At 69.1% G+C, this 18489-nt stretch carries 18 protein-coding genes and 1 riboswitch; of the genes, 14 read left to right on the forward strand and 4 right to left on the reverse strand.

Translation table 11 applies throughout. From position 1 onward, the window contains the following. From PV396_RS00005 to PV396_RS00015, 3 genes are all read left to right on the forward strand, one after another. Positions 1–703: cbb3-type cytochrome c oxidase subunit I (locus tag PV396_RS00005; protein ID WP_319199460.1), on the forward strand; the 703-nt coding region annotated here is incomplete at its 5' end. Further along, positions 700–1098 (forward strand): cytochrome c oxidase subunit 4, encoded by a 399-nt coding sequence (locus PV396_RS00010; protein WP_053743865.1) that lies wholly within the window; start codon positions 700–702, stop codon positions 1096–1098. The genes PV396_RS00005 and PV396_RS00010, both read left to right, overlap by 4 nt. 144 nt (positions 1099–1242) lie before the next feature. Next, a complete protein-coding gene (locus PV396_RS00015; protein ID WP_319199461.1) occupies positions 1243–2505 on the forward strand; it encodes a L,D-transpeptidase in 1263 nt (420 codons plus the stop codon). An 89-nt stretch (positions 2506–2594) separates the two neighbouring features. Here PV396_RS00015 and PV396_RS00020 read toward each other — a convergent pair whose 3' ends face one another. Further along, positions 2595–2996 (reverse strand): hypothetical protein, encoded by a 402-nt coding sequence (locus tag PV396_RS00020; protein WP_319199462.1) that lies wholly within the window; start codon positions 2994–2996, stop codon positions 2595–2597. 188 nt (positions 2997–3184) lie between these two features. On the opposite strand from PV396_RS00020, the gene PV396_RS00025 reads away from it, so the two are divergent. The 6 genes from PV396_RS00025 (at position 3185) to PV396_RS00050 (ending at position 10367) form a co-directional block, all read left to right on the forward strand. After that, positions 3185–3805, forward strand: coding sequence for a heme-copper oxidase subunit III (locus PV396_RS00025; protein WP_044472511.1), 621 nt, complete (start codon positions 3185–3187; stop codon positions 3803–3805). Between the two features lie 83 nt (positions 3806–3888). Next, positions 3889–4701, forward strand: a complete 813-nt coding sequence (locus tag PV396_RS00030; RefSeq protein WP_319199463.1) for a c-type cytochrome — start codon at positions 3889–3891, stop codon at positions 4699–4701. Next, a complete protein-coding gene (locus tag PV396_RS00035; RefSeq protein WP_319199464.1) occupies positions 4698–5771 on the forward strand; it encodes a ubiquinol-cytochrome c reductase iron-sulfur subunit in 1074 nt (357 codons plus the stop codon). Before PV396_RS00030 ends, PV396_RS00035 begins: the two co-directional genes overlap by 4 nt. Then, positions 5768–7408 (forward strand): cytochrome bc complex cytochrome b subunit, encoded by a 1641-nt coding sequence (locus PV396_RS00040; RefSeq protein WP_319199465.1) that lies wholly within the window; start codon positions 5768–5770, stop codon positions 7406–7408. Before PV396_RS00035 ends, PV396_RS00040 begins: the two co-directional genes overlap by 4 nt. A gap of 144 nt (positions 7409–7552) precedes the next feature. Beyond that, the gene (gene trpD / locus PV396_RS00045) at positions 7553–8617 is read left to right on the forward strand and encodes an anthranilate phosphoribosyltransferase (RefSeq protein WP_319199466.1); all 1065 of its coding nucleotides are present in this window, start codon (positions 7553–7555) and stop codon (positions 8615–8617) included. An 82-nt stretch (positions 8618–8699) separates the two neighbouring features. Beyond that, positions 8700–8817: riboswitch (SAM riboswitch) on the forward strand. Between the two features lie 188 nt (positions 8818–9005). Further along, positions 9006–10367 (forward strand): aminotransferase class V-fold PLP-dependent enzyme, encoded by a 1362-nt coding sequence (locus PV396_RS00050; RefSeq protein ID WP_319199467.1) that lies wholly within the window; start codon positions 9006–9008, stop codon positions 10365–10367. 199 nt (positions 10368–10566) lie between these two features. Here PV396_RS00050 and PV396_RS00055 read toward each other — a convergent pair whose 3' ends face one another. Further along, the gene (locus PV396_RS00055) at positions 10567–10848 is read right to left on the reverse strand and encodes an Lrp/AsnC family transcriptional regulator (RefSeq protein ID WP_319199468.1); all 282 of its coding nucleotides are present in this window, start codon (positions 10846–10848) and stop codon (positions 10567–10569) included. After that, the gene (locus PV396_RS00060) at positions 10845–11600 is read right to left on the reverse strand and encodes a rhomboid family intramembrane serine protease (protein ID WP_319199469.1); all 756 of its coding nucleotides are present in this window, start codon (positions 11598–11600) and stop codon (positions 10845–10847) included. Before PV396_RS00060 ends, PV396_RS00055 begins: the two co-directional genes overlap by 4 nt. Before the next feature lie 159 nt (positions 11601–11759). On the opposite strand from PV396_RS00060, the gene PV396_RS00065 reads away from it, so the two are divergent. The 5 genes from PV396_RS00065 (at position 11760) to PV396_RS00085 (ending at position 17240) form a co-directional block, all read left to right on the forward strand. Continuing rightward, on the forward strand, positions 11760–11999 hold the full coding sequence (locus PV396_RS00065; protein ID WP_319199470.1) for a hypothetical protein: 240 nt from the start codon (positions 11760–11762) through the stop codon (positions 11997–11999). Positions 12000–12040: 41 nt separating this feature from the next. Beyond that, positions 12041–13390: an NYN domain-containing protein gene (locus PV396_RS00070; RefSeq protein ID WP_319199471.1), complete on the forward strand. Its 1350-nt coding sequence runs from the start codon at positions 12041–12043 to the stop codon at positions 13388–13390. A gap of 233 nt (positions 13391–13623) precedes the next feature. After that, positions 13624–14658, forward strand: coding sequence for an NlpC/P60 family protein (locus PV396_RS00075; RefSeq protein ID WP_319199472.1), 1035 nt, complete (start codon positions 13624–13626; stop codon positions 14656–14658). A gap of 255 nt (positions 14659–14913) precedes the next feature. Then, positions 14914–15933, forward strand: coding sequence for an NlpC/P60 family protein (locus PV396_RS00080; RefSeq protein ID WP_319199473.1), 1020 nt, complete (start codon positions 14914–14916; stop codon positions 15931–15933). Between the two features lie 86 nt (positions 15934–16019). Next, on the forward strand, positions 16020–17240 hold the full coding sequence (locus PV396_RS00085) for a hypothetical protein (protein ID WP_416071309.1): 1221 nt from the start codon (positions 16020–16022) through the stop codon (positions 17238–17240). On the opposite strand, the gene PV396_RS00090 is transcribed toward PV396_RS00085, so the two are convergent. Further along, positions 17228–18469, reverse strand: coding sequence for a glycosyltransferase family 87 protein (locus PV396_RS00090; protein ID WP_319199474.1), 1242 nt, complete (start codon positions 18467–18469; stop codon positions 17228–17230). The genes PV396_RS00085 and PV396_RS00090 overlap by 13 nt on opposite strands. Positions 18470–18489 lie beyond the last annotated feature (20 nt).

An 18489-nucleotide genomic window follows, 5' to 3' on the forward strand; every position in this document is an offset into this window, starting at 1 on the left:
CTTCAACTGGATCGGCACCATGTGGAAGGGGTCGCTGAGCTTCGAGACCCCGATGCTCTGGGCCACCGGCTTCCTGATCACCTTCACCTTCGGTGGTCTGACCGGTGTCATCCTGGCCTCGCCGCCGATGGACTTCCACGTCTCGGACTCCTACTTCGTGGTGGCGCACTTCCACTACGTGGTGTTCGGCACGGTGGTGTTCGCGATGTTCTCCGGCTTCCACTTCTGGTGGCCGAAGATGACCGGCAAGATGCTCGACGAGCGCCTCGGCAAGATCACGTTCTGGACGCTGTTCATCGGCTTCCACGGCACCTTCCTCGTCCAGCACTGGCTGGGCGCCGAGGGCATGCCGCGCCGGTACGCGGACTACCTCGCGGCGGACGGCTTCACCGCGCTGAACACGATCTCGACGATCAGCTCGTTCCTGCTGGGCCTGTCCGTGCTCCCGTTCCTCTACAACGTGTGGAAGACCGCGAAGTACGGCAAGAAGGTCGAGGTCGACGACCCGTGGGGCTACGGCCGCTCGCTCGAGTGGGCCACGTCCTGCCCGCCCCCGCGTCACAACTTCCTCACCCTGCCGAGGATCCGCAGCGAATCCCCGGCGTTCGACCTGCACCACCCTGAGATCGCAGCGCTGGACCAGCTGGAGAACGCCGGACACGGCGAGAAGGCTCTCGCCGGCGGTAAGGAGGCGGGCAAGTGAAGGTCCAGGGCAAGATGTTCATCTGGCTCGCCGTCTTCGTCCTCGCCATGGCGATCGTCTACGGCGTGTGGTCGAAGGAACCGGCGGGCACCACGGCGCTCTTCCTCGCCTTCGGCCTGTGCATCATGGTCGGCTACTACCTGGCCTTCACGGCCCGGCGGGTCGACGTGGGCGCGCAGGACAACAAGGAGGCGGACGTCGCGGACGACGCCGGCGAGGTCGGGTTCTTCAGCCCGCACAGCTGGCAGCCGCTCTCGCTGGGCATCGGTGGCGCGCTCCTGTTCCTGAGCGTCGCGATCGGCTGGTGGCTGGCGTACTTCGCGGCCCCGATCCTGCTGATCGGTCTGTGGGGCTGGGTCTTCGAGTACTACCGCGGCGAGAACCGCACCCAGTAGCGCGAGCCCAGTAACACGCACGGTGCTCAGGGGAGCCCGGACACTCCGTCAGGAGAGTCCGGGCTCCCTCTTTTGTCACACCCTCGTTCCCTCGCACGGATCACCCGCCGCGCCGAGCCCGACGCACGTTCTTAGCGTGAGGGCATGAGGCACTCACCGAGTAACCGTACGGTCGTCAGCTGCACCCTCCTGGTGGCCGCCCTGGGGGCGTCCGCCACCGCCTGCGGCTCCGACGGCCATCCCCTCTCGGCGAAGCCGTACGACGCGGCTGAGCAGATCTCCTTCGGGGACTCCATCGGCGACGGCAAGAAGGCCGACCCCGACAAGCCCCTGGAGGTCACCGCCGAGGACTCAGACGGCCGCATCACGGACGTCACCGCCGTCGACGCCGCCGGACGCTTCGTGGCCGGCGAACTCTCCGCCGACGGCAGCCGCTGGCACAGCACCTCCCCGCTGGCCGCGGGCGCCCGCTACACGGTCCGGGTGAGCACGGAGGACGAGGACGGCGCCCCCGGCCGCGAGACCCGCACCTTCGAGACCAGCAGGCCCACCACCAAGAAGCGCCTGGACGTCACCTTCGGCCCGAAGACGGGCACCTACGGGGTGGGCCAGCCGGTGACCGCCGAACTCAGCGAACCCGTCCGGGAGAAAGCACAGCGCGCGATAGTCGAGCGTGGCCTCAAGGTGGACTCGGCCCCCACCGCTGAGGGCGCGTGGCACTGGGTGAACGACAAGGAACTCCACTACCGGCCCAAGGAGTACTGGCCGACCAGGGCCACCGTCCAGGTTCGCAGCAACCTGCCCGGCATCAAGATCGCCGACCGGCTGTGGGGCGGCAAGGCCAAGCCCCTGAAGTTCACCACCGGCGACCGGGTCATCGCCGTCACGGACGCGGCGACCCACGAGATGACCGTCTACAAGAACGACAAGGTGATCAACACCATCCCGGTCACCACGGGCAAGCCCGGCTTCGACACCCGCAACGGCGTCAAGGTCGTCCTAGGCAAGGAGTACTTCGTACGGATGCGCGGCACGAGCATCGGCATAGCCGAGGGCAGCGCCGACTCGTACGACCTGCCCGTCTACTACGCCACCCGGGTGACCTGGAGCGGCGAGTACGTCCACGCCGCCCCCTGGTCCGTGGGCTCCCAGGGCTCCGCCAACGTGAGCCACGGCTGCACCGGCATGAGCACCGGCAACGCCAAGTGGTTCTTCGACAACGTCCGCGAGGGCGACGTCGTCAAGGTCGTCAACTCCGACGGCCACACCATGGAAACCTTCGGCAACGGCTTCGGCGACTGGAACCTGGACTGGAAGAACTGGCAGGCCGGCAGCGCCCTCACGACCACTTCCTCGGACGGCACGAATCCGACTCACCAGGTGAGGCTGACCCCGCAGAGCATCTGACAAGGGGCGCGAGGTCCCACTTTTAGGGGCGCGGGGAACTGCGCGACAAGCCACAGACGGCCCGCACCCGCCACCGAACCGCACCCCCCCTAGGCGCTCAAGGCCCTCCTGGCCCGCAACAAAGAAGCCAACGCCGACGCGAACTCCACCGGATCCACCGGCAAGGTGACCGCCGCGTCGGCCCGACTCCACGTCGCCAGCCACGCGTCCTGCGGCCGCCCGATCAGCAACAGCACCGGCGGGCACCGGAAGACCTCGTCCTTGATCTGCCGGCACATCCCCATGCCCCCCATGGGCACGGCCTCCCCGTCCAGCACACAGACGTCGATCCCGCCCTTGTCGAGTTCCTTCAACACGGCCGCAGGCGTCGCACACTCGAGGAACTCGACCACGGGAACGTCGGGAGCGGGCCGCCGTCCCGTCGCCAACCGCACCTGCTCGCGGGTGTTGGAGTCGTCGCTGTAGACCAGCACCGTGGCGGTCGGCTGCATTGTTCCTCCGAGACATCAGCGTCGTACGGACAGACGGACCGGGTCCGTTGGGCCGGATGCTACTCCCTTGGACCCGCCGTCTGAACACCGCTCACACAGCCGTCCGATGGGCCATACGGGCTGGACACACCCCACAGACACTCCGAACGGCACCCCCCGGGGTGAGGGCGGGATAAGCGACCGACATAATGTCGGTCGTGGCGACAGCAACGACAGTAGAAACCGGGCACGCGCACCCGTCGGTCAACCGGCCGAACCTCACCAGCGTCGGAACCATCATCTGGCTTAGTTCCGAGCTGATGTTCTTCGCGGCCCTCTTCGCGATGTACTTCACCCTGCGATCGGTGACCGGTCCGGATCACTGGAAGGAGATGGCGTCAAGCCTGAACTTCCCGTTCTCCGCGGCCAACACCACGATCCTGGTGCTCTCATCCCTCACCTGCCAGCTCGGCGTGTTCGCCGCCGAGCGCGGTGACGTGAAGAAGCTCCGGATGTGGTTCATCGTCACCTTCGTGATGGGTGCGATCTTCATCGGCGGTCAGGTCTTCGAGTACACCGAGCTGGTCAAGAAGGACGGGCTCTCGCTCTCCTCCGACCCGTACGGCTCGGTGTTCTACCTGACCACCGGCTTCCACGGGATGCACGTGACGGGCGGTCTCATCGCCTTCCTGTTCGTCCTCGGCAGGACGTACGCGGCGAAGAGGTTCACCCATGAGCAGGCGACCGCCGCGATCGTCGTGTCCTACTACTGGCACTTCGTCGACGTCGTCTGGATCGGGCTCTTCGCCACGATCTACATGATCAAGTAGCCGGGCTCGCCCGATCCTCACATCGGGTCCGCCCGATACCTCCAGAAGACTCGACGCTGAAGATCCTGACACCGGGGTAATCCGTGAAAAAGCTCTCCGCACGACGACGCCATCCGATGGCGGCGGTCGTCGTCCTACTCATCGCGCTGGCGGCCGTCGCGGGGCTGTACAGCACGCTCAAGCCCGCAGGCAGGGCAGAGGCCGATGAGACCGCCCAGTCCCTCACCATCTCCGAGGGACAGCGGCTGTACTCCGTGGGCTGCGCCAGCTGCCACGGCACCGGCGGTCAGGGGTCCTCCGACGGTCCGAGCCTGGTGGGTGTGGGCGCCGCGGCGGTCGACTTCCAGGTGTCGACCGGCCGTATGCCGGCCGCGACCTCGCAGGCGGCGCAGATCCCCAAGAAGAAGAACATCTACTCGCAGGCCGAGATCGACCAGCTCGCGACGTACATCGCGTCGCTCGGCGCCGGTCCCTCCGTGCCGACCGAGGAGCAGTTCGGCCCCGAGGGCGCGGACATCGCCAAGGGCGGCGAACTCTTCCGTACCAACTGCGCGATGTGCCACAACTTCACCGGCAAGGGCGGTGCGCTCACGCACGGCAAGTTCGCCCCGGACCTTGAGGGTGTCGCCCCGAAGCACATCTACGAGGCCATGCTGACCGGCCCGCAGAACATGCCGTCCTTCCCCAACACGACGCTGTCGGAGAAGAACAAGAAGGACATCATCGCGTACCTCAACGCGGTCAACGGCGATGACACCGTCGAGCCCGGCGGCCTCGGCCTGGGCGGTCTCGGACCGGTCAGCGAAGGCCTGTTCGCCTGGATCTTCGGACTCGGAGCGCTCATCGCGGTCGCCGTCTGGGTCGCCGCTCGGACCGCAAAGGCCAAGAAGTCATGAGTAGCCAAGACACTCCAGAAGAGAAGCTGCCCGCTGTGCAGGCTGCATCACACAACGATCACGAGCACGGTGCCGTGGGCGTCGCGGACGAGAAGAACCCGTTCGCGGACCCGGGGCTGCCGCCTCACGAACACCGTGTCCAGGACATCGACGAGCGGGCCGCAAAGCGGTCCGAGCGTGCGGTCGCCTTCCTGTTCACGCTGTCCATGCTGGCCACCATCGCCTTCATCGCCTCGTACGTGGCGATCCCGCACGACAAGGCGATCTACGTCTTCCCGATCGGGCACATCAACGCGCTGAACTTCGCGCTGGGGCTGTCCCTCGGCCTGGCGCTCTTCCTGATCGGCGCGGGCGCGGTCCACTGGGCCCGCACCCTGATGTCCGACGAGGAACTCGTCGACGAGCGGCACGCGATCGAGGCGCCGCCCGAGGTCAAGGCGAAGGTCCTGGCCGACTTCAAGCAGGGCGCCAAGGAGTCCGCGATCGGCCGGCGCAAGCTGGTCCGCAACACGATGTTCGGCGCGCTGGCCCTGTTCCCGCTCTCCGGCGTCATGCTGCTGCGCGACCTCGGCCCGCTGCCCGGCACGAAGCTCCGCCACACCATGTGGTCCAAGGGCAAGCAGCTCGTCAACATGAACACGAACGAGCCGCTGCGTCCCTCGGACATCGCGGTCGGTTCCCTCACCTTCGCCAAGCCCGAGGGCCTGGAGGAGGACGACCACGAGTTCCAGACCGAGATCGCCAAGGCCGCCCTGATGATCGTCCGCATCCAGCCGGACAACATCAAGGACAAGCGCGAACTCGAGTGGTCCCACGAGGGCATCGTGGCGTACTCGAAGATCTGCACCCACGTCGGTTGCCCGATCTCCCTGTACGAGCAGCAGACGCACCACGTGCTCTGCCCCTGCCACCAGTCCACCTTCGACCTCTCCGACGGCGCCCGGGTGATCTTCGGCCCCGCCGGTCACGCCCTGCCGCAGCTGCGCATCGGCGTGAACGACGACGGCTACCTCGAGGCGCTCGGCGACTTCTCCGAGCCCGTCGGTCCTGCATTCTGGGAGCGCGGATGAGCACTACGGCAAACACCGACGCGCGTTCGTCGCGCGAGAAGGCACCCGCCGGTGAGCGGGTCGCCGACTGGGCCGACGGCCGACTGGGGATCTACTCCCTGGCCAAGACCAACATGCGCAAGATCTTCCCCGACCACTGGTCGTTCATGCTCGGCGAAGTCTGCATGTACAGCTTCATCATCATCATCCTCACGGGTGTGTATCTGACGCTGTTCTTCCACCCGTCGATGAACGAGGTGGAGTACCACGGCAGCTACATCCCGCTGCAGGGCCAGCTGATGTCCGAGGCGTTCAACTCGACCATGCACATCTCCTTCGATGTGCGCGGTGGTCTGCTGATCCGGCAGATCCACCACTGGGCGGCGCTGATCTTCCTCGCCGGCATGTTCGTGCACATGATGCGCGTTTTCTTCACGGGTGCGTTCCGCAAGCCCCGCGAGGTCAACTGGCTGTTCGGGTTCCTGCTGTTCGTCCTGGGCATGTTCACCGGCTTCACCGGTTACTCGCTCCCGGACGACCTGCTCTCCGGCACCGGTGTGCGCTTCATGGAGGGCGCGGTCCTGTCCGTGCCGGTCGTGGGCACGTACCTGTCGTTCTTCCTGTTCGGCGGCGAGTTCCCCGGCGGCGACTTCGTGGCCCGGTTCTACTCGATCCACGTACTGCTGCTGCCGGGCATCATGCTCGGCCTGATGGTGGCGCACCTGATCCTGGTCTTCTACCACAAGCACACGCAGTTCGCGGGCCCCGGAAAGACGAACAACAACGTCGTCGGCATGCCGCTGCTGCCGGTCTACATGGCCAAGGCCGGAGGCTTCTTCTTCCTGGTCTTCGGTGTCATCGCGGTCATCTCGGCGATCGCCTCGATCAACCCGATCTGGACGATGGGCCCCTACCGGCCGGACCAGGTGTCGACCGGCGCGCAGCCCGACTGGTACATGGGCTTCTCCGAAGGCCTGATCCGTGTCATGCCGGGCTGGGAGATCAACTTCTGGGGTCACACGCTCGTCCTGGGCGTGTTCATCCCGCTGGTCATCTTCCCGCTGGTCCTGGTCGCGATCGCGGTCTACCCGTTCATCGAGTCCTGGGTCACCGGCGACAAGCGCGAGCACCACATCCTGGACCGCCCGCGCAACGCCCCGACCCGTACGGCCTTCGGCGTCGCGTGGATCACCTGGTACATGGTGCTGCTGATCGGTGGTGGAAACGACCTCTGGGCCACGCACTTCCACCTGTCGATCAACGCGATCACCTGGTTCGTACGCGTGGCGTTCTTCGTCGCCCCGGTCCTCGCGTTCATCACCACCAAGCGGATCTGTCTCGGCCTCCAGCGCCGCGACAAGGACAAGGTGCTGCACGGCCGCGAGTCCGGCATCATCAAGCGCCTGCCGCACGGTGAGTTCATCGAGGTGCACGAGCCGCTCAGCCAGGAGGCCCTGCACACCCTCACCGCGCACGAGCAGTACGTGCCGGCCGCGATCGGCGCCACGGTCGACGAGAACGGTGTCGAGCGCAAGGTGAAGGGCACCGAGAAGCTGCGCGCCAAGCTCAGCGAGTCGTACTACGGCGAGGACAGCCAGATCGCCAAGCCCACCGCCGAGGAGTACAAGGAGATCACGAGCGGCCACGGCCACCACTGATCACCCCGCTTCGCCACACACGGCAGAAGGGCCCCGTCCGTACATCGGACGGGGCCCTTCGTCGTGCCGCCGGGCTGGATAGGGTGTGCCCATTCCCACTAGAAGTCCCGCGGATCCCGCAGGGACGGTACCCAGGAGCGGCAGATGAGCGCTGTGAACCCCGCCGGAGGCGACACCGCGGCGGTCCGTTCCTGGCCCCGCGTGCTGAACGGCCTTCTCGACGGTCATGACCTGAGCGCGGCCGACACCGCCTGGGCGATGAACCTCATCATGCGCGGTGAGGCGACCGACGCGCAGATCGCCGGATTCGTGGTGGCGCTGCGCGCCAAGGGCGAGACCGTCGAGGAGATCTCCGGGTTCGTCGAGGCCATGTACGAGCACGCCAACGTGATCGAGGTGCCGGGGCCGACCGTCGACATCGTCGGCACCGGCGGCGATGGCGCCAACACCGTCAACATCTCCACCATGTCGGCCATCGTCATCGCCGGTACGGGCGCCAAGGTCGTCAAGCACGGCAACCGGGCGGCCTCCTCGGCCTCCGGGGCGTCGGACGTCCTGGGCCAGCTCGGGGTCAATCTGGAACTGACGCCGAAGCGGGTGGCCGAGGTGGCGGAGGAGGCCGGGATCACCTTCTGCTTCGCGGCCAAGTTCCATCCCGCTATGCGTCATGTGGGCGCCGCGCGCGGCCAGTTGGGCATCCGGACGGTCTTCAACATCCTGGGCCCGCTGACCAACCCGGCCAAGGTCAGGGCCCAGGCGGTCGGCGTCGCGCACCCTCGGATGGCGCCCATCGTCGCCGGTGTCTTCGCCGAGCGCGGCAACTCGTCCCTGGTGTTCCGGGGCGACGACGGTCTCGACGAACTGACGATCACCGCCACCTCCCGGGTGTGGGTCGTCCGGGACGGCAAGGTGACCGAGGAGACCTTCGACCCGCGCGACGTCGGCATCGAACTGGTCCCGGTGGAGGCGCTGCGCGGCGGCGACTCCTCCTACAACGCGGCGGTCGCCCGGCGGCTGCTGGACGGCGAGACCGGGCCCGTACGGGATGCCGTGCTGCTCAACTCGGCGGCGGCGCTGGTGGCGTTGGACCCGGGGCCGGGTTCGCTCGCCGAGCAGATCGGCGCCGGGATGGCGCGGGCCGCGGAGTCCATCGACTCCGGGGCGGCGAAGCGGACGCTCGAGCGGTGGGCGGCGGCCAGCAACTCCTAGCAACTCCTTCCTCGGTGGTGGGCGTCCCGCGATCCGGACACGGGTTGCGGGACGTCGATCACCTCCGTTACGTTCTCTTCCAGGTCATGAGTGACAGTCATGAGGCCCCGGCCGACTGTCCGGCAACCCTCCGTCCGTGGCGGGGTGCCCCGGGATGAAGACCAGGCCGTAGGCAGCAAGGCTTACGGCAAGCGCGGGCCCCTCTCGACACCAGGGGTCCTGGTCGTTCGAGGGAGTCTTCCGTGAGCAAGCGAATGCGATAGGGCTGCCGAGCCCCGCCTCCGCGCACCCTTTTCCTTTCCTTTTCCTGTGCTGAGCCACGTCCGAGGCCATAGCCCGACGTGTCCGCCCGCACAGCGATTCCTCTTGTCTCTCACGGGAGTTCGCCATGTCTGTCTCCACCGTTGCCGCCGACCGGACCGTTTGTGCCCCGCTGCCCGTTCTGGGCCGTGATGTCACCGTCCCGCTCGTCACCGGCGGCGAGGTCACCTACGCGGCGCTCGACTACGCCGCCAGCGCGCCCGCTCTCCAGCGGGTCTGGGACGACGTGGCCGCGTACGCGCCCTACTACGGCAGCGTGCACCGGGGTGCCGGCTACCTCTCCCAGCTGTCGACGGACCTCTTCGAGACCGCCCGCAGGACCGTCACCGAGTTCCTGGACTGCCGCGCCGACGACCAGCTGATCTTCACCCGGTCCACCACCGACTCCCTCAACCTGCTCGCCTCCGCCCTCCCCGACGGCTGCCAGGTCTTCGTCTTCGAGACCGAGCACCATGCCTCGCTGCTGCCCTGGCAGCACGCCCAGGTCACCTACCTCGACGCCCCGCGCACCCCCGAGCAGGCCGTCGCCACCCTCCGGGAGGCTCTCGCCGCCCGTGACCCCAAGGGCCCGGCCCTCGTCTGTGTCACCGGCGCCTCCAACGTCACCGGTGAGCTGTGGCCCGTACGGGAGCTGGCCGCCGCCGCCCACGAGCACGGTGCCCGGATCGTCCTGGACGCCGCCCAGCTCGCCCCGCACCACCCGGTCTCCGTCCAGGACCTGGACGTCGACTGGGTCGCCTTCTCCGGCCACAAGCTGTACGCGCCCTTCGGTTCCGGGGTCCTGGCCGGCCGCGCCGACTGGCTGCGCGCCGCCGACCCGTACCTCGCCGGTGGCGGGGCCAGCCGCAAGGTCACGCGGCGCGAGGACGGGGGAGTGGACGTGGAGTGGCACGACAGCGCCGCGCGGCACGAGGCGGGGTCGCCGAACGTCATCGGTGCCTACTCGATCGCCGCTGCCTGCAAGGCCCTCACGGAGGCCGGGTTCGAGTCGCTGGTGGCCCGGGAGCAGTACCTGATCGACACCGTGCGGGCGGGGCTGGCGGAGGTGCCCGAGGTGCGGGTGCTCTCGCTGTTCGGTGACGACGCGCCGCGGGTCGGGGTCATCTCGTTCGTCGTCGAGGGGTGGAACAGCTCGCACTTCGCCGCGGCGCTGTCCGCGGAGTACGGGATCGGGGTGCGGGACGGGTTGTTCTGCGCGCATCCGCTGGTGCGGACGCTGCTGGGCAGTGAGCCGCAGACTCAGGGGGAGTGCGGGGCGCCCGAGGCGGCGCCGGGGGAGAAGTCGCTGAACGCGATCCGGGTGAGCTTTGGGGCCGGCACCCCCGACGAGCACGTTGAGCGGTTCGTGGGGGCGGTGAAGGAGCTTGTGCGGGACGGGGCTCGGTGGCAGTACCGGACTGAGGACGGGCGTTGCGTGCCGGCCGTTTGATCGCCCCCGCCGCCCCTACCGCCCCATCCCTGGGGGCTGCGCCCCCAGACCCCCCGTTTCGCTCCGAAAGCGCTCGTCCTCAAACGCCGGACGGGCTGGGGGTGCCGGCCGGTGCTGGTGAACCGGGGTGGCGCCAGCGGACCCAGGGGCGCGGGGAACTGCGCACAAGCCACATGCGACCCGCATCCGCCAATGGACCCTAGGAATCGAGCCCGATCGCGAACGCCGCCTCCAGGTCGTGCTGGCTGTACGTCCGGAACGCCACGTGTGTGTCCGTCGCCTCCACGCCGGGGATCTTGCTGATGCTGCCGGGGATGATCTCCGCCAGGTCCTCGTGGGCCCTGACGCGGACCATCGCGATCAGGTCGTACGTACCGGTGACCGAGAAGACCTCGCTCACGCTGTCCAGTGCGGCGATCGACTCCGCGATCTCGGGGATCCGGTCCACGCTGGTCTTGATGAGCACGATCGCGGTGATCACGGCTGGTTCTCTCCCTCGGTGGCCGGCGCTGGGGCGGACCTCACTCTAGTGGTACGCCGATACCGCACCCACGCGTGGACGAAGCCGAGGCCGAAGCCGACGACGTGTGCCAGATACGCGACTCCCGGACCGCTGGACGCCCGGCCCGCCGCCACCCACTGGAGGGTCACCCAGAACGGGAGGGTGAGCCAGGCCGGGAAGCGCAGCGGGAGGAAGAAGAGGAACGGGAAGAGGCTGGTGACCCGGGCGCCCGGGAAGAGGTACAGGAACGCGCCCAGGACCGCCGAGATCGCGCCGGACGCCCCCACCAGCGTCTGCTGCGAGCCGGCGTTGGCGGCGGCGTACCCCAGCAGGGCGAGACAGCCGCAGCCCAGATAGAAGAGGGCGAACTCCAGATGGCCCAGGCGTTCCTCCGTCATCGCGCCGAAGACGTAGAGGAAGAGCATGTTGCCCAGCAGGTGGACCCAGCTGCCGTGCACGAAGAGCGCCGTGGCCGGGGTGAGTGTGGCCCGCGGGGAGCCCGTGAAGAGGTCGGCGGGGACCACGCCCCAGCGCCGGAAGTAGGCCCGCTGGGCGGCGAGCAAGGCATCGCCGGTGCCGTACCCGGGGTTCAGTCCCGAGGCGGGGCCGATGACGAAGAGCAGACAGCAGACGGCGATCAGCCCGTACGTCACCGGCGCCGACTGGGCGCGGACCGTTCTGCCGACCGATCCGCCGACCGTCGTACGCCACTTTTCGAACTCGCCGATCATGGACACAGAGCATGACGTAACGGGACCGAACAGTGCAGACCGCCTCGCCGCTGTGGACGGACGGGCGGTGGGTACCCGGCAGGCCTTAGGGTTACGAGCCACACGCTCCAGGGAAACTGGCGCAGCACGGATACTAGAAGGAAAGCGAACATATCCACGATGACGGTTCCTCTGCCTACCGACACGACCCGGTGGCGCTGTGCTCTGTGCGGCAACCTCACGCGTTTCGACGTGACGCGCTCCTCGAAGGTCGTGGAGTACGTGCACCTCGACCTCGCCGGAGATCCGACGGTGGAGGAGCGCGAGGTGGTCAGTGAGACCATCGAGTCGGTGCGCTGCCGTTGGTGCAACGCCGTGGATCAGGTGGAACTCGTGGACAGGCCGGGCGCCGGCTCCTGACGGGAGCGCGGGGCCCGCACCGGAATCGGTTGGGGTGACGGATGGTGGAGACCACAGGCGGGGAGCCGGGCGACGGCGCCGCCGAGGTGCTCGACCGCCCGCTGCCCGACGGCGTGCGCAGGCGCGTCGTACAGATCGTCTCCGACGGGTTCGGTGGGCTCACCGTCGGCGAACTGCCCGCGCAGTTGCGGCAGTACGCGCGGTTCGCGCCCAACCGGCGTGCCAAGTTCGCCGGGAACGCGATGGCCGCCGCGCTGGAGACCGACACGCTGTTCCGGCAGCGCATCGGGGAGAAGCTGCGTGAGGCCCAGCCGGAGCTGGCGGGTGCTCTCGACGCCGGTTCGCCGCCTCCGGCCGCGGATCCGCTGGACGTGGCCGCCGCGGCCTATGTGCTGCGGCCCACCGGCTGGGTCAAGCTCGTCACCGCGGCCGGCGAGGAGGCGCAGCGCGCCGACGCCGAGCGGGCCGACGAGGAGAGCCGGGCCGAACTGGAGCGGCTGCGCGAGGAGCTGGCCTCCGCCCGTGACCACACCCGTGCGGAGACCGAACGGCTCCGTACGGAGCTGGAGTCGGCCAAGAAGGAGACGGAGTCGCTGCACCGCAAGCTGCGTGCGGCCCTCAGCGACGTCAAGCGGGGCGAGGCGGCCCTGCGCAAGCTGCACGCCGAGATGGAGGCCCTGCGCGGCGAGGGGCACACCCAGGTCTCCGCGGCCGAGAGCGAGACCCGGCGGCTCAAGGGGCGGCTGAGCGAGGTCGAGGCGGCTTTGGAGGCCAGCAGACGCGCCGCCCGGGAGGGGCGCAGCGTCGAGGACATGCGCGTACGGCTGCTGCTGGACACCGTGCTCGACGCGGCCCAGGGGCTGCGGCGGGAGCTGGCGCTGCCGCCGGTGTCGGTGCGGCCGGCCGAGACGGTGGAAGCGGTCGAACCGGGACGAATGACCCCGAAGGACATCGCCGCGCGGGCGCTTTCGGAGAACGACCCGGCCATCCTCGACCAGTTGCTCGCGCTGCCGCAGGCGCACCTGGTCGTCGACGGCTACAACGTGACCAAGACCGGGTATCCCCAAATGCCTCTGGAGAAGCAGCGGTTGCGGCTGCTTGGTCAGCTCTCGCAGCTCGCCGCCCAGACCGGCGCCGAGGTGACCTGTGTCTTCGACGGCGCCGAACTGGCCGCTCCGGTGCTGCTGGCGCCGCCGCGCGGGGTGCGCGTCCTGTTTTCCAAGGCCGGGGTCACCGCCGACGAGCTGATCCGTCAGCTGGTGCGCGCCGAGCCGCCCGGCCGGCCGGTCATCGTCGTGTCGACGGACCGCGAGGTGGCCGACGGGATCGCCAAGGCGGGCGCCAGGCCGGTGGCTTCCGTGGTGCTTCTGAAGCGGTTCTCGCGCGGCTGACAAGGCCTGGGCGTAATGGTCGAATTGGCCGGACTGTGCGAAGTGTTACGCAACGTAGCGTCAATCGAGCATCGCTGTATGTGTGTTGTGTGTAAAAAATGCGGTGAGTGACAAACATTTTTCATGCCAGGATTTGAAGTGATCACAGGAAGGTCACTAGGGTCATGCCTCGAACCTCCGCTCGGGTGATCACTCAAAGGGAGTGACGGCGGGAGAAGAAGGAGTTCGCCTCCGTGGCGTCCCATCGTCGACCGAAGCAGCCGAGCCGCACCCGCGTGACCGTGCTCACCACCGCCGCAGCCGCAGCCGTGGCCCTCAGTGCCAACGCCGCCAACGCCGCGCCGAGTGAGAAGCCGAGCATGGACGAGGTCAAGGCGAAGGTCGACAAGCTCTACGAGCAGACCGAGCAGGCCAGCGAGAAGCTCAACGGGGCCGAGGAGAAGCAGGACCGGCTGGAGAAGGAGATCTCCACCCTCCAGGACAACGTGGCCCGCGGTCAGGCGGACCTCAACGACCTGCGCGACAGCCTCGGACTCGCCGCCGCCGCCCAGTACCGCACCGGCAGCATCGACCCCTCCGTGCAGCTGTTCCTCTCCGCCGACCCCGACGACTACCTCGACAAGGCGTCCACGATGGACCAGCTGAGCAGTCAGCAGGTCGAGACGCTCAAGAAGGTCACGGAGAAGCAGCGCGCGCTCGCCCAGCAGCGCTCGGAGGCCACCGAGAAGCTCAAGGACCTCGCGGACACCCGCAGCGAGCTGGCCAAGAAGAAGAAGGAAGTCCAGAGCAAGCTCACCGAGGCGCGTCAGCTCCTCAACTCCATGACGGCCGCGCAGCGGGCGGCCATCGCCGCCGCCGACGCCCGCGCCAGCCGGGCCAGTGAGCGCTCCGCCCTCGACGGTGGCGGTTCGCATGTCACGGGCCGCGCCGGTTCCGCGTACGCGGTCGCGCAGAGCAAGATCGGCTCGCCGTACGTCTACAGCGCCTCGGGCCCCAACACCTTCGACTGCTCGGGCTTCACCTCCTGGTCGTTCGCCCAGGTCGGCATCCACATCCCCCGTACCTCGCAGGACCAGGCCAACGCCGGTACGCGCATCTACTCGCAGAGCGATCTCCAGGTCGGTGACCTGGTCATCTTCTACAGCGACCACCACCACGTCGGCTTCTACGCCGGCAACGGCCAGGTCCTGCACGCTCCGCGCAGCGGCACGGTCGTCCGGTACGAGTCGATCGACAACATGCCGTTCCAGTTCGGCGTACGGATCTGATCTGCTCTTCGCCGGATCGGATAGTCGTACTCCTTCCGGGTCCTTTCAAGATCAGGACACGTTGACGCCCGAACGGGCGAATCTCAACAACTTCCGCTGACCCCACGCCCCGCCCATGACCTGCGTCATAGGCGGGGCGTCACTGTGCGTGGCCATCGAGGTCTTTGGCCGGTGCGCGGTCGCGCGGCTACTGTCGGCCCGCCCCCAACACCGGGGGATCGTCAGCGTCCGCCAGCGGAAGGAGTGCGGCTTCTCGTGGGATTCCATCGCCGCCTTGCACCGTCCGGGTTCGACCGGGGCGCCACCGCCGCGCTCTGCTTACTGTCGGCCGCCGTGGCCGCTCTCGGCGCCGCCGTTCCGTCTGCCGTCGCCGCGCCGACCGACAGCACCCAGGCAGAGGTCGACCGGCTCTACGCGGAGGCCGAGAAGGCCACCGAGTCCTACAACCGGGCCGACGAGCGCGTGGACGCGCTGCGCGAGCAGGTGACCCGGACCCAGGACCGGATCGCCCGGCAGCAGCAGCGCATCAACACCATGCGGGAGGCGCTCGGTTCGCTCGCGGGCGCCCAGTACCGGTCCGGGGGCATGGACCCCTCGCTCGCGCTGCTGTTCTCCGACACCCCGGACGACTACCTGGAGAAGGCTGCCGCGCTCGACCGGATCAGCGTCCACCAGGCAGGTGAGCTGCGGGAACTCCAGGCCGCCTTACGGGAACTCGACCAGGAGCGCGCGGAGGCCACCGGCCGGCTCGCCGAACTCGACCGCAGCCGCAAGGCGGTCGCCGAGCACAAGCGGACCGTCGAACGGAAACTGGCGAGGGCGCGGGAGCTGCTCGACTCGCTGCCCTCCGCCGACCGTGCCGCCTACGACCGGGCCTCCCGTTCCGACCGCGCCGACCTGCCGGACCCCGGCAACGCCGCCGCGCCGAGCGGCCGCGCGGCAGCCGCCGTGGCCGCCGCCCGTGCGGCCCTGGGCAGCCCGTACGTCTGGGGCTCCAACGGGCCCTCCGGCTTCGACTGTTCGGGCCTGATGCAGTGGTCGTACGCGAAGGCCGGGGTCTCCCTGCCGCGCACCTCGCAGGCCCAGCGGTACGCCGGACAGCAGGTCCCGCTCTCCCAGGCGCAACCCGGTGACCTGGTCACCTACCGGTCCGACGCCAGCCACGTCGGGATGTACGTGGGCAACGGCCAGGTGATCCACGCCCCCTATCCGGGCGCGCCGGTGCGGTACGACCCGGTGGGCATGATGCCGGTCTCGTCGGTCACCAGGGTCTGAACGGACCTGAACGGGCCTGTACGTCCCCTTTTTCGCGTTTTCTCGTTTTCTCGGTTTCCTGACAATCGGCCCGTACGATCGTCGGCGTGGCTGGTCGAGGGCGTATGCGGGGTGCGTGGGGTGGGTGGCGGGTCCGGGTCGTGGCCCTCTGGTTGCTGGTCGGCTCGCTCGGCGGCCTCGTCGCGTGCGACGGCCGGCCGGGGACCGACACCGCGTCCGCCGACGTACAACAGCTGCTCGACCAGCGGGCGGCGGCGGTCCTCGCCGGCGACGCACCGGCGTACGCGCGGACCGGTGAGCCGGCGGAGTTCACCCGGCTGCGCGCGCTCCCCCTGGCGGCCTGGTCGTACCGACTGACCGCCCTGCACCCCACCGGGGACGGCGAGGCCACCGCCGACGTGGAGCTGAGCTACCGCGTCGAGGGCATCGACAAGGCACCCCTGAACACCGGTCGGACGCTGAGCCTCACCGAGCGGGCAGACGGCCACTGGTACGTCGACGCCGACCGGCCCGCCCGCGAGGCCGGCCAGCAACTGTGGGACCAGGGGACGGTGACGGCCGTACGCGGCACCCACAGCCTCGTACTGGGGGTCGGCCAGTCGGCACGGACCCTGAGCCGCTACGCGGGCCTCGCCGACCGTGCCGTGCCGTTGGTGACCCAGGCGTGGGGAGGGGCGTGGACGAAGCGGATCGTGGTCCTCGTACCGAAGTCGCTGGACGGGATGGCGGCGCTACTCGGGTCACCGGCCTCCTCGTACCGGGGGATAGCGGCCGTCACGACCGGGGAGACGGGCGGGTCGGTGCGGGCGCCCGCGGACCGGATCATCGTCAACCCCGACGCGTACAGCGTGCTCGGCGACTTCGGCAAGCAGGTCGTGCTCACCCACGAGACCACGCATGTGGCGACCCGTACCGCCACCTCGGCGGCCACGCCCCTGTGGCTCTCCGAGGGATACGCGGACTGGGTCGGCTACCGGTCAACGGGCCGTACGGCGGTCCAGGTGGCGCCCGAACTGGCCCGCGTCGTGGACTCGGGCGAGGTGCCGGACGCGCTTCCCGTGGACGCGGACTTCGGCTTCGACGGGGACGGGGCGAAGCTGGCCCGGGCGTACGAGAGCGGCTGGCTGGCGTGCCGGATGATCGCCGACCGGTGGGGCGAGACGCGGCTCGGCGAGTTCTACCGGGCCGTGGGGGCCCACGGGACACGTGCGGGGGCCGTCGAGGGGGCGCTGGCAGACGTGCTGGGGACCACGCCGAAGGAGTTCACCGCGCTGTGGCGGGACTATGTCCGCGCTCAGCTCGGCTGAGTCTCCCGGGCGCGGGTGGCCTGGTCGGGCAGCGGCGGGAGCTGCGCCCGGGTCGGGGCCGTCGTACGCCACAGCTCACGGGCTGCGGTGAGGGAGGCGGCGAGCAGGAGGCCGTTGCGGGTGAACAGGAGGGTCATGCCGTAGGCATCGCTGGCGACCACGTGTCCGAAGCCGAGTGGGAACTCCAGGACCGTCACCAGACAGGCGACGACGACCAGAGCCGCGGGCAGGGTCATACCACTGGCGCGGAAGCAGAGGCAGACGGCGGCGAGGCCGACCAGCCACACCATGTACTGCGGGCTGATCACCCGGCTGGTCACCGTGAACAGCAGCACCGCCACGAAGGCCGCGTCCGCGAGGGTGTGCGGCAGGAAGCGGGTGGCGCGCAGCCGCCACAGCAGCAGCCAGCCGAAGGCGACGACGCTCAGCAGCAGCGCCACCGTGCTCACCGTCTTCACATACGGGCCCAGGAATTCGATGGAGCCGTAGTTCAGCGCCACCCGGCCCTCCCAGCCGAACTGCCGCCCGACATGGAAGACGAGGGCGCCCACCGACTCCACCTCGGTGCCCCGGTCGCCCTGGAAGGTCAGGAAGGCGAAGGCGCCGGGCATGGCCACCGCGAACAGCGCGGCCAGCGCGGCCACGGTGACGGCCGCCGAGGCCCACGCCCGCCGCCGTACGGCCCCGACGAGCAGCAGCGCCGGCCAGACCTTCAGCAGCGCCCCGAAGCCCGCCAGGGCGCCCATGAGACGCGGATGCCGGGCCCCGGCGAGCAGCGCGGCCACCGACACGGCGGTCACCATCACGTCGTACCGGGCGTACACGGTCGGGCCCAGCAGCGGGACGCCCACCACCCACACCCAGGTGCCGCGCGGTGTCCCGCCGGGGCGCGCGCCCGCGTACCGGAGGAGGGCCAGGACGACCAGGTCGGCGAGGAAGGCCAGGACGAAGAAGGCCGTCGCGTAGTCCAGGAACGGCAGGGTGGCGGGGGAGAGGATCGCGAGGGCGGCGGCGGGCGGGTACTGCCAGGTGACGTCGGCGAGTGGGAAGGTGCCGTGGCTCAGTACCCCGTACCAGCCGTGGTAGATCACCGAGACGTCGCTCGTGACGTCCGGGCCGGGGAAGACGAACACCTTGGTCACGAACAGCAGCAGGAGCAGCCGGGTCAGTCCCCAGGTACCCAGCAGCGCCACGGGGAGCCGCCGCCGTCCTCTGCTCGCGATGTCCACCTGAACTCCTGTTCGTGCTG

The organism is Streptomyces sp. ME02-8801-2C, from assembly GCF_033793965.1.
Taxonomy (GTDB): Bacteria; Actinomycetota; Actinomycetes; order Streptomycetales; family Streptomycetaceae; genus Streptomyces.

Excerpts from the sequence above, each read along its gene's own strand:
- PV396_RS00050 (WP_319199467.1), top strand. The coding sequence starts at position 9,006 with ATGTCTGTCTCCACCGTTGCCGCCGACCGGACCGTTTGTGCCCCGCTG.
- PV396_RS00060 (WP_319199469.1), bottom strand. The coding sequence starts at position 11,600 with ATGATCGGCGAGTTCGAAAAGTGGCGTACGACGGTCGGCGGATCGGTC.
- trpD (WP_319199466.1), top strand. The coding sequence starts at position 7,553 with ATGAGCGCTGTGAACCCCGCCGGAGGCGACACCGCGGCGGTCCGTTCC.
- PV396_RS00025 (WP_044472511.1), top strand. The coding sequence starts at position 3,185 with ATGTCGGTCGTGGCGACAGCAACGACAGTAGAAACCGGGCACGCGCAC.
- PV396_RS00070 (WP_319199471.1), top strand. The coding sequence starts at position 12,041 with ATGGTGGAGACCACAGGCGGGGAGCCGGGCGACGGCGCCGCCGAGGTG.
- PV396_RS00035 (WP_319199464.1), top strand. The coding sequence starts at position 4,698 with ATGAGTAGCCAAGACACTCCAGAAGAGAAGCTGCCCGCTGTGCAGGCT.
- PV396_RS00065 (WP_319199470.1), top strand. The coding sequence starts at position 11,760 with ATGACGGTTCCTCTGCCTACCGACACGACCCGGTGGCGCTGTGCTCTG.
- PV396_RS00020 (WP_319199462.1), bottom strand. The coding sequence starts at position 2,996 with ATGCAGCCGACCGCCACGGTGCTGGTCTACAGCGACGACTCCAACACC.
- PV396_RS00015 (WP_319199461.1), top strand. The coding sequence starts at position 1,243 with ATGAGGCACTCACCGAGTAACCGTACGGTCGTCAGCTGCACCCTCCTG.
- PV396_RS00040 (WP_319199465.1), top strand. The coding sequence starts at position 5,768 with ATGAGCACTACGGCAAACACCGACGCGCGTTCGTCGCGCGAGAAGGCA.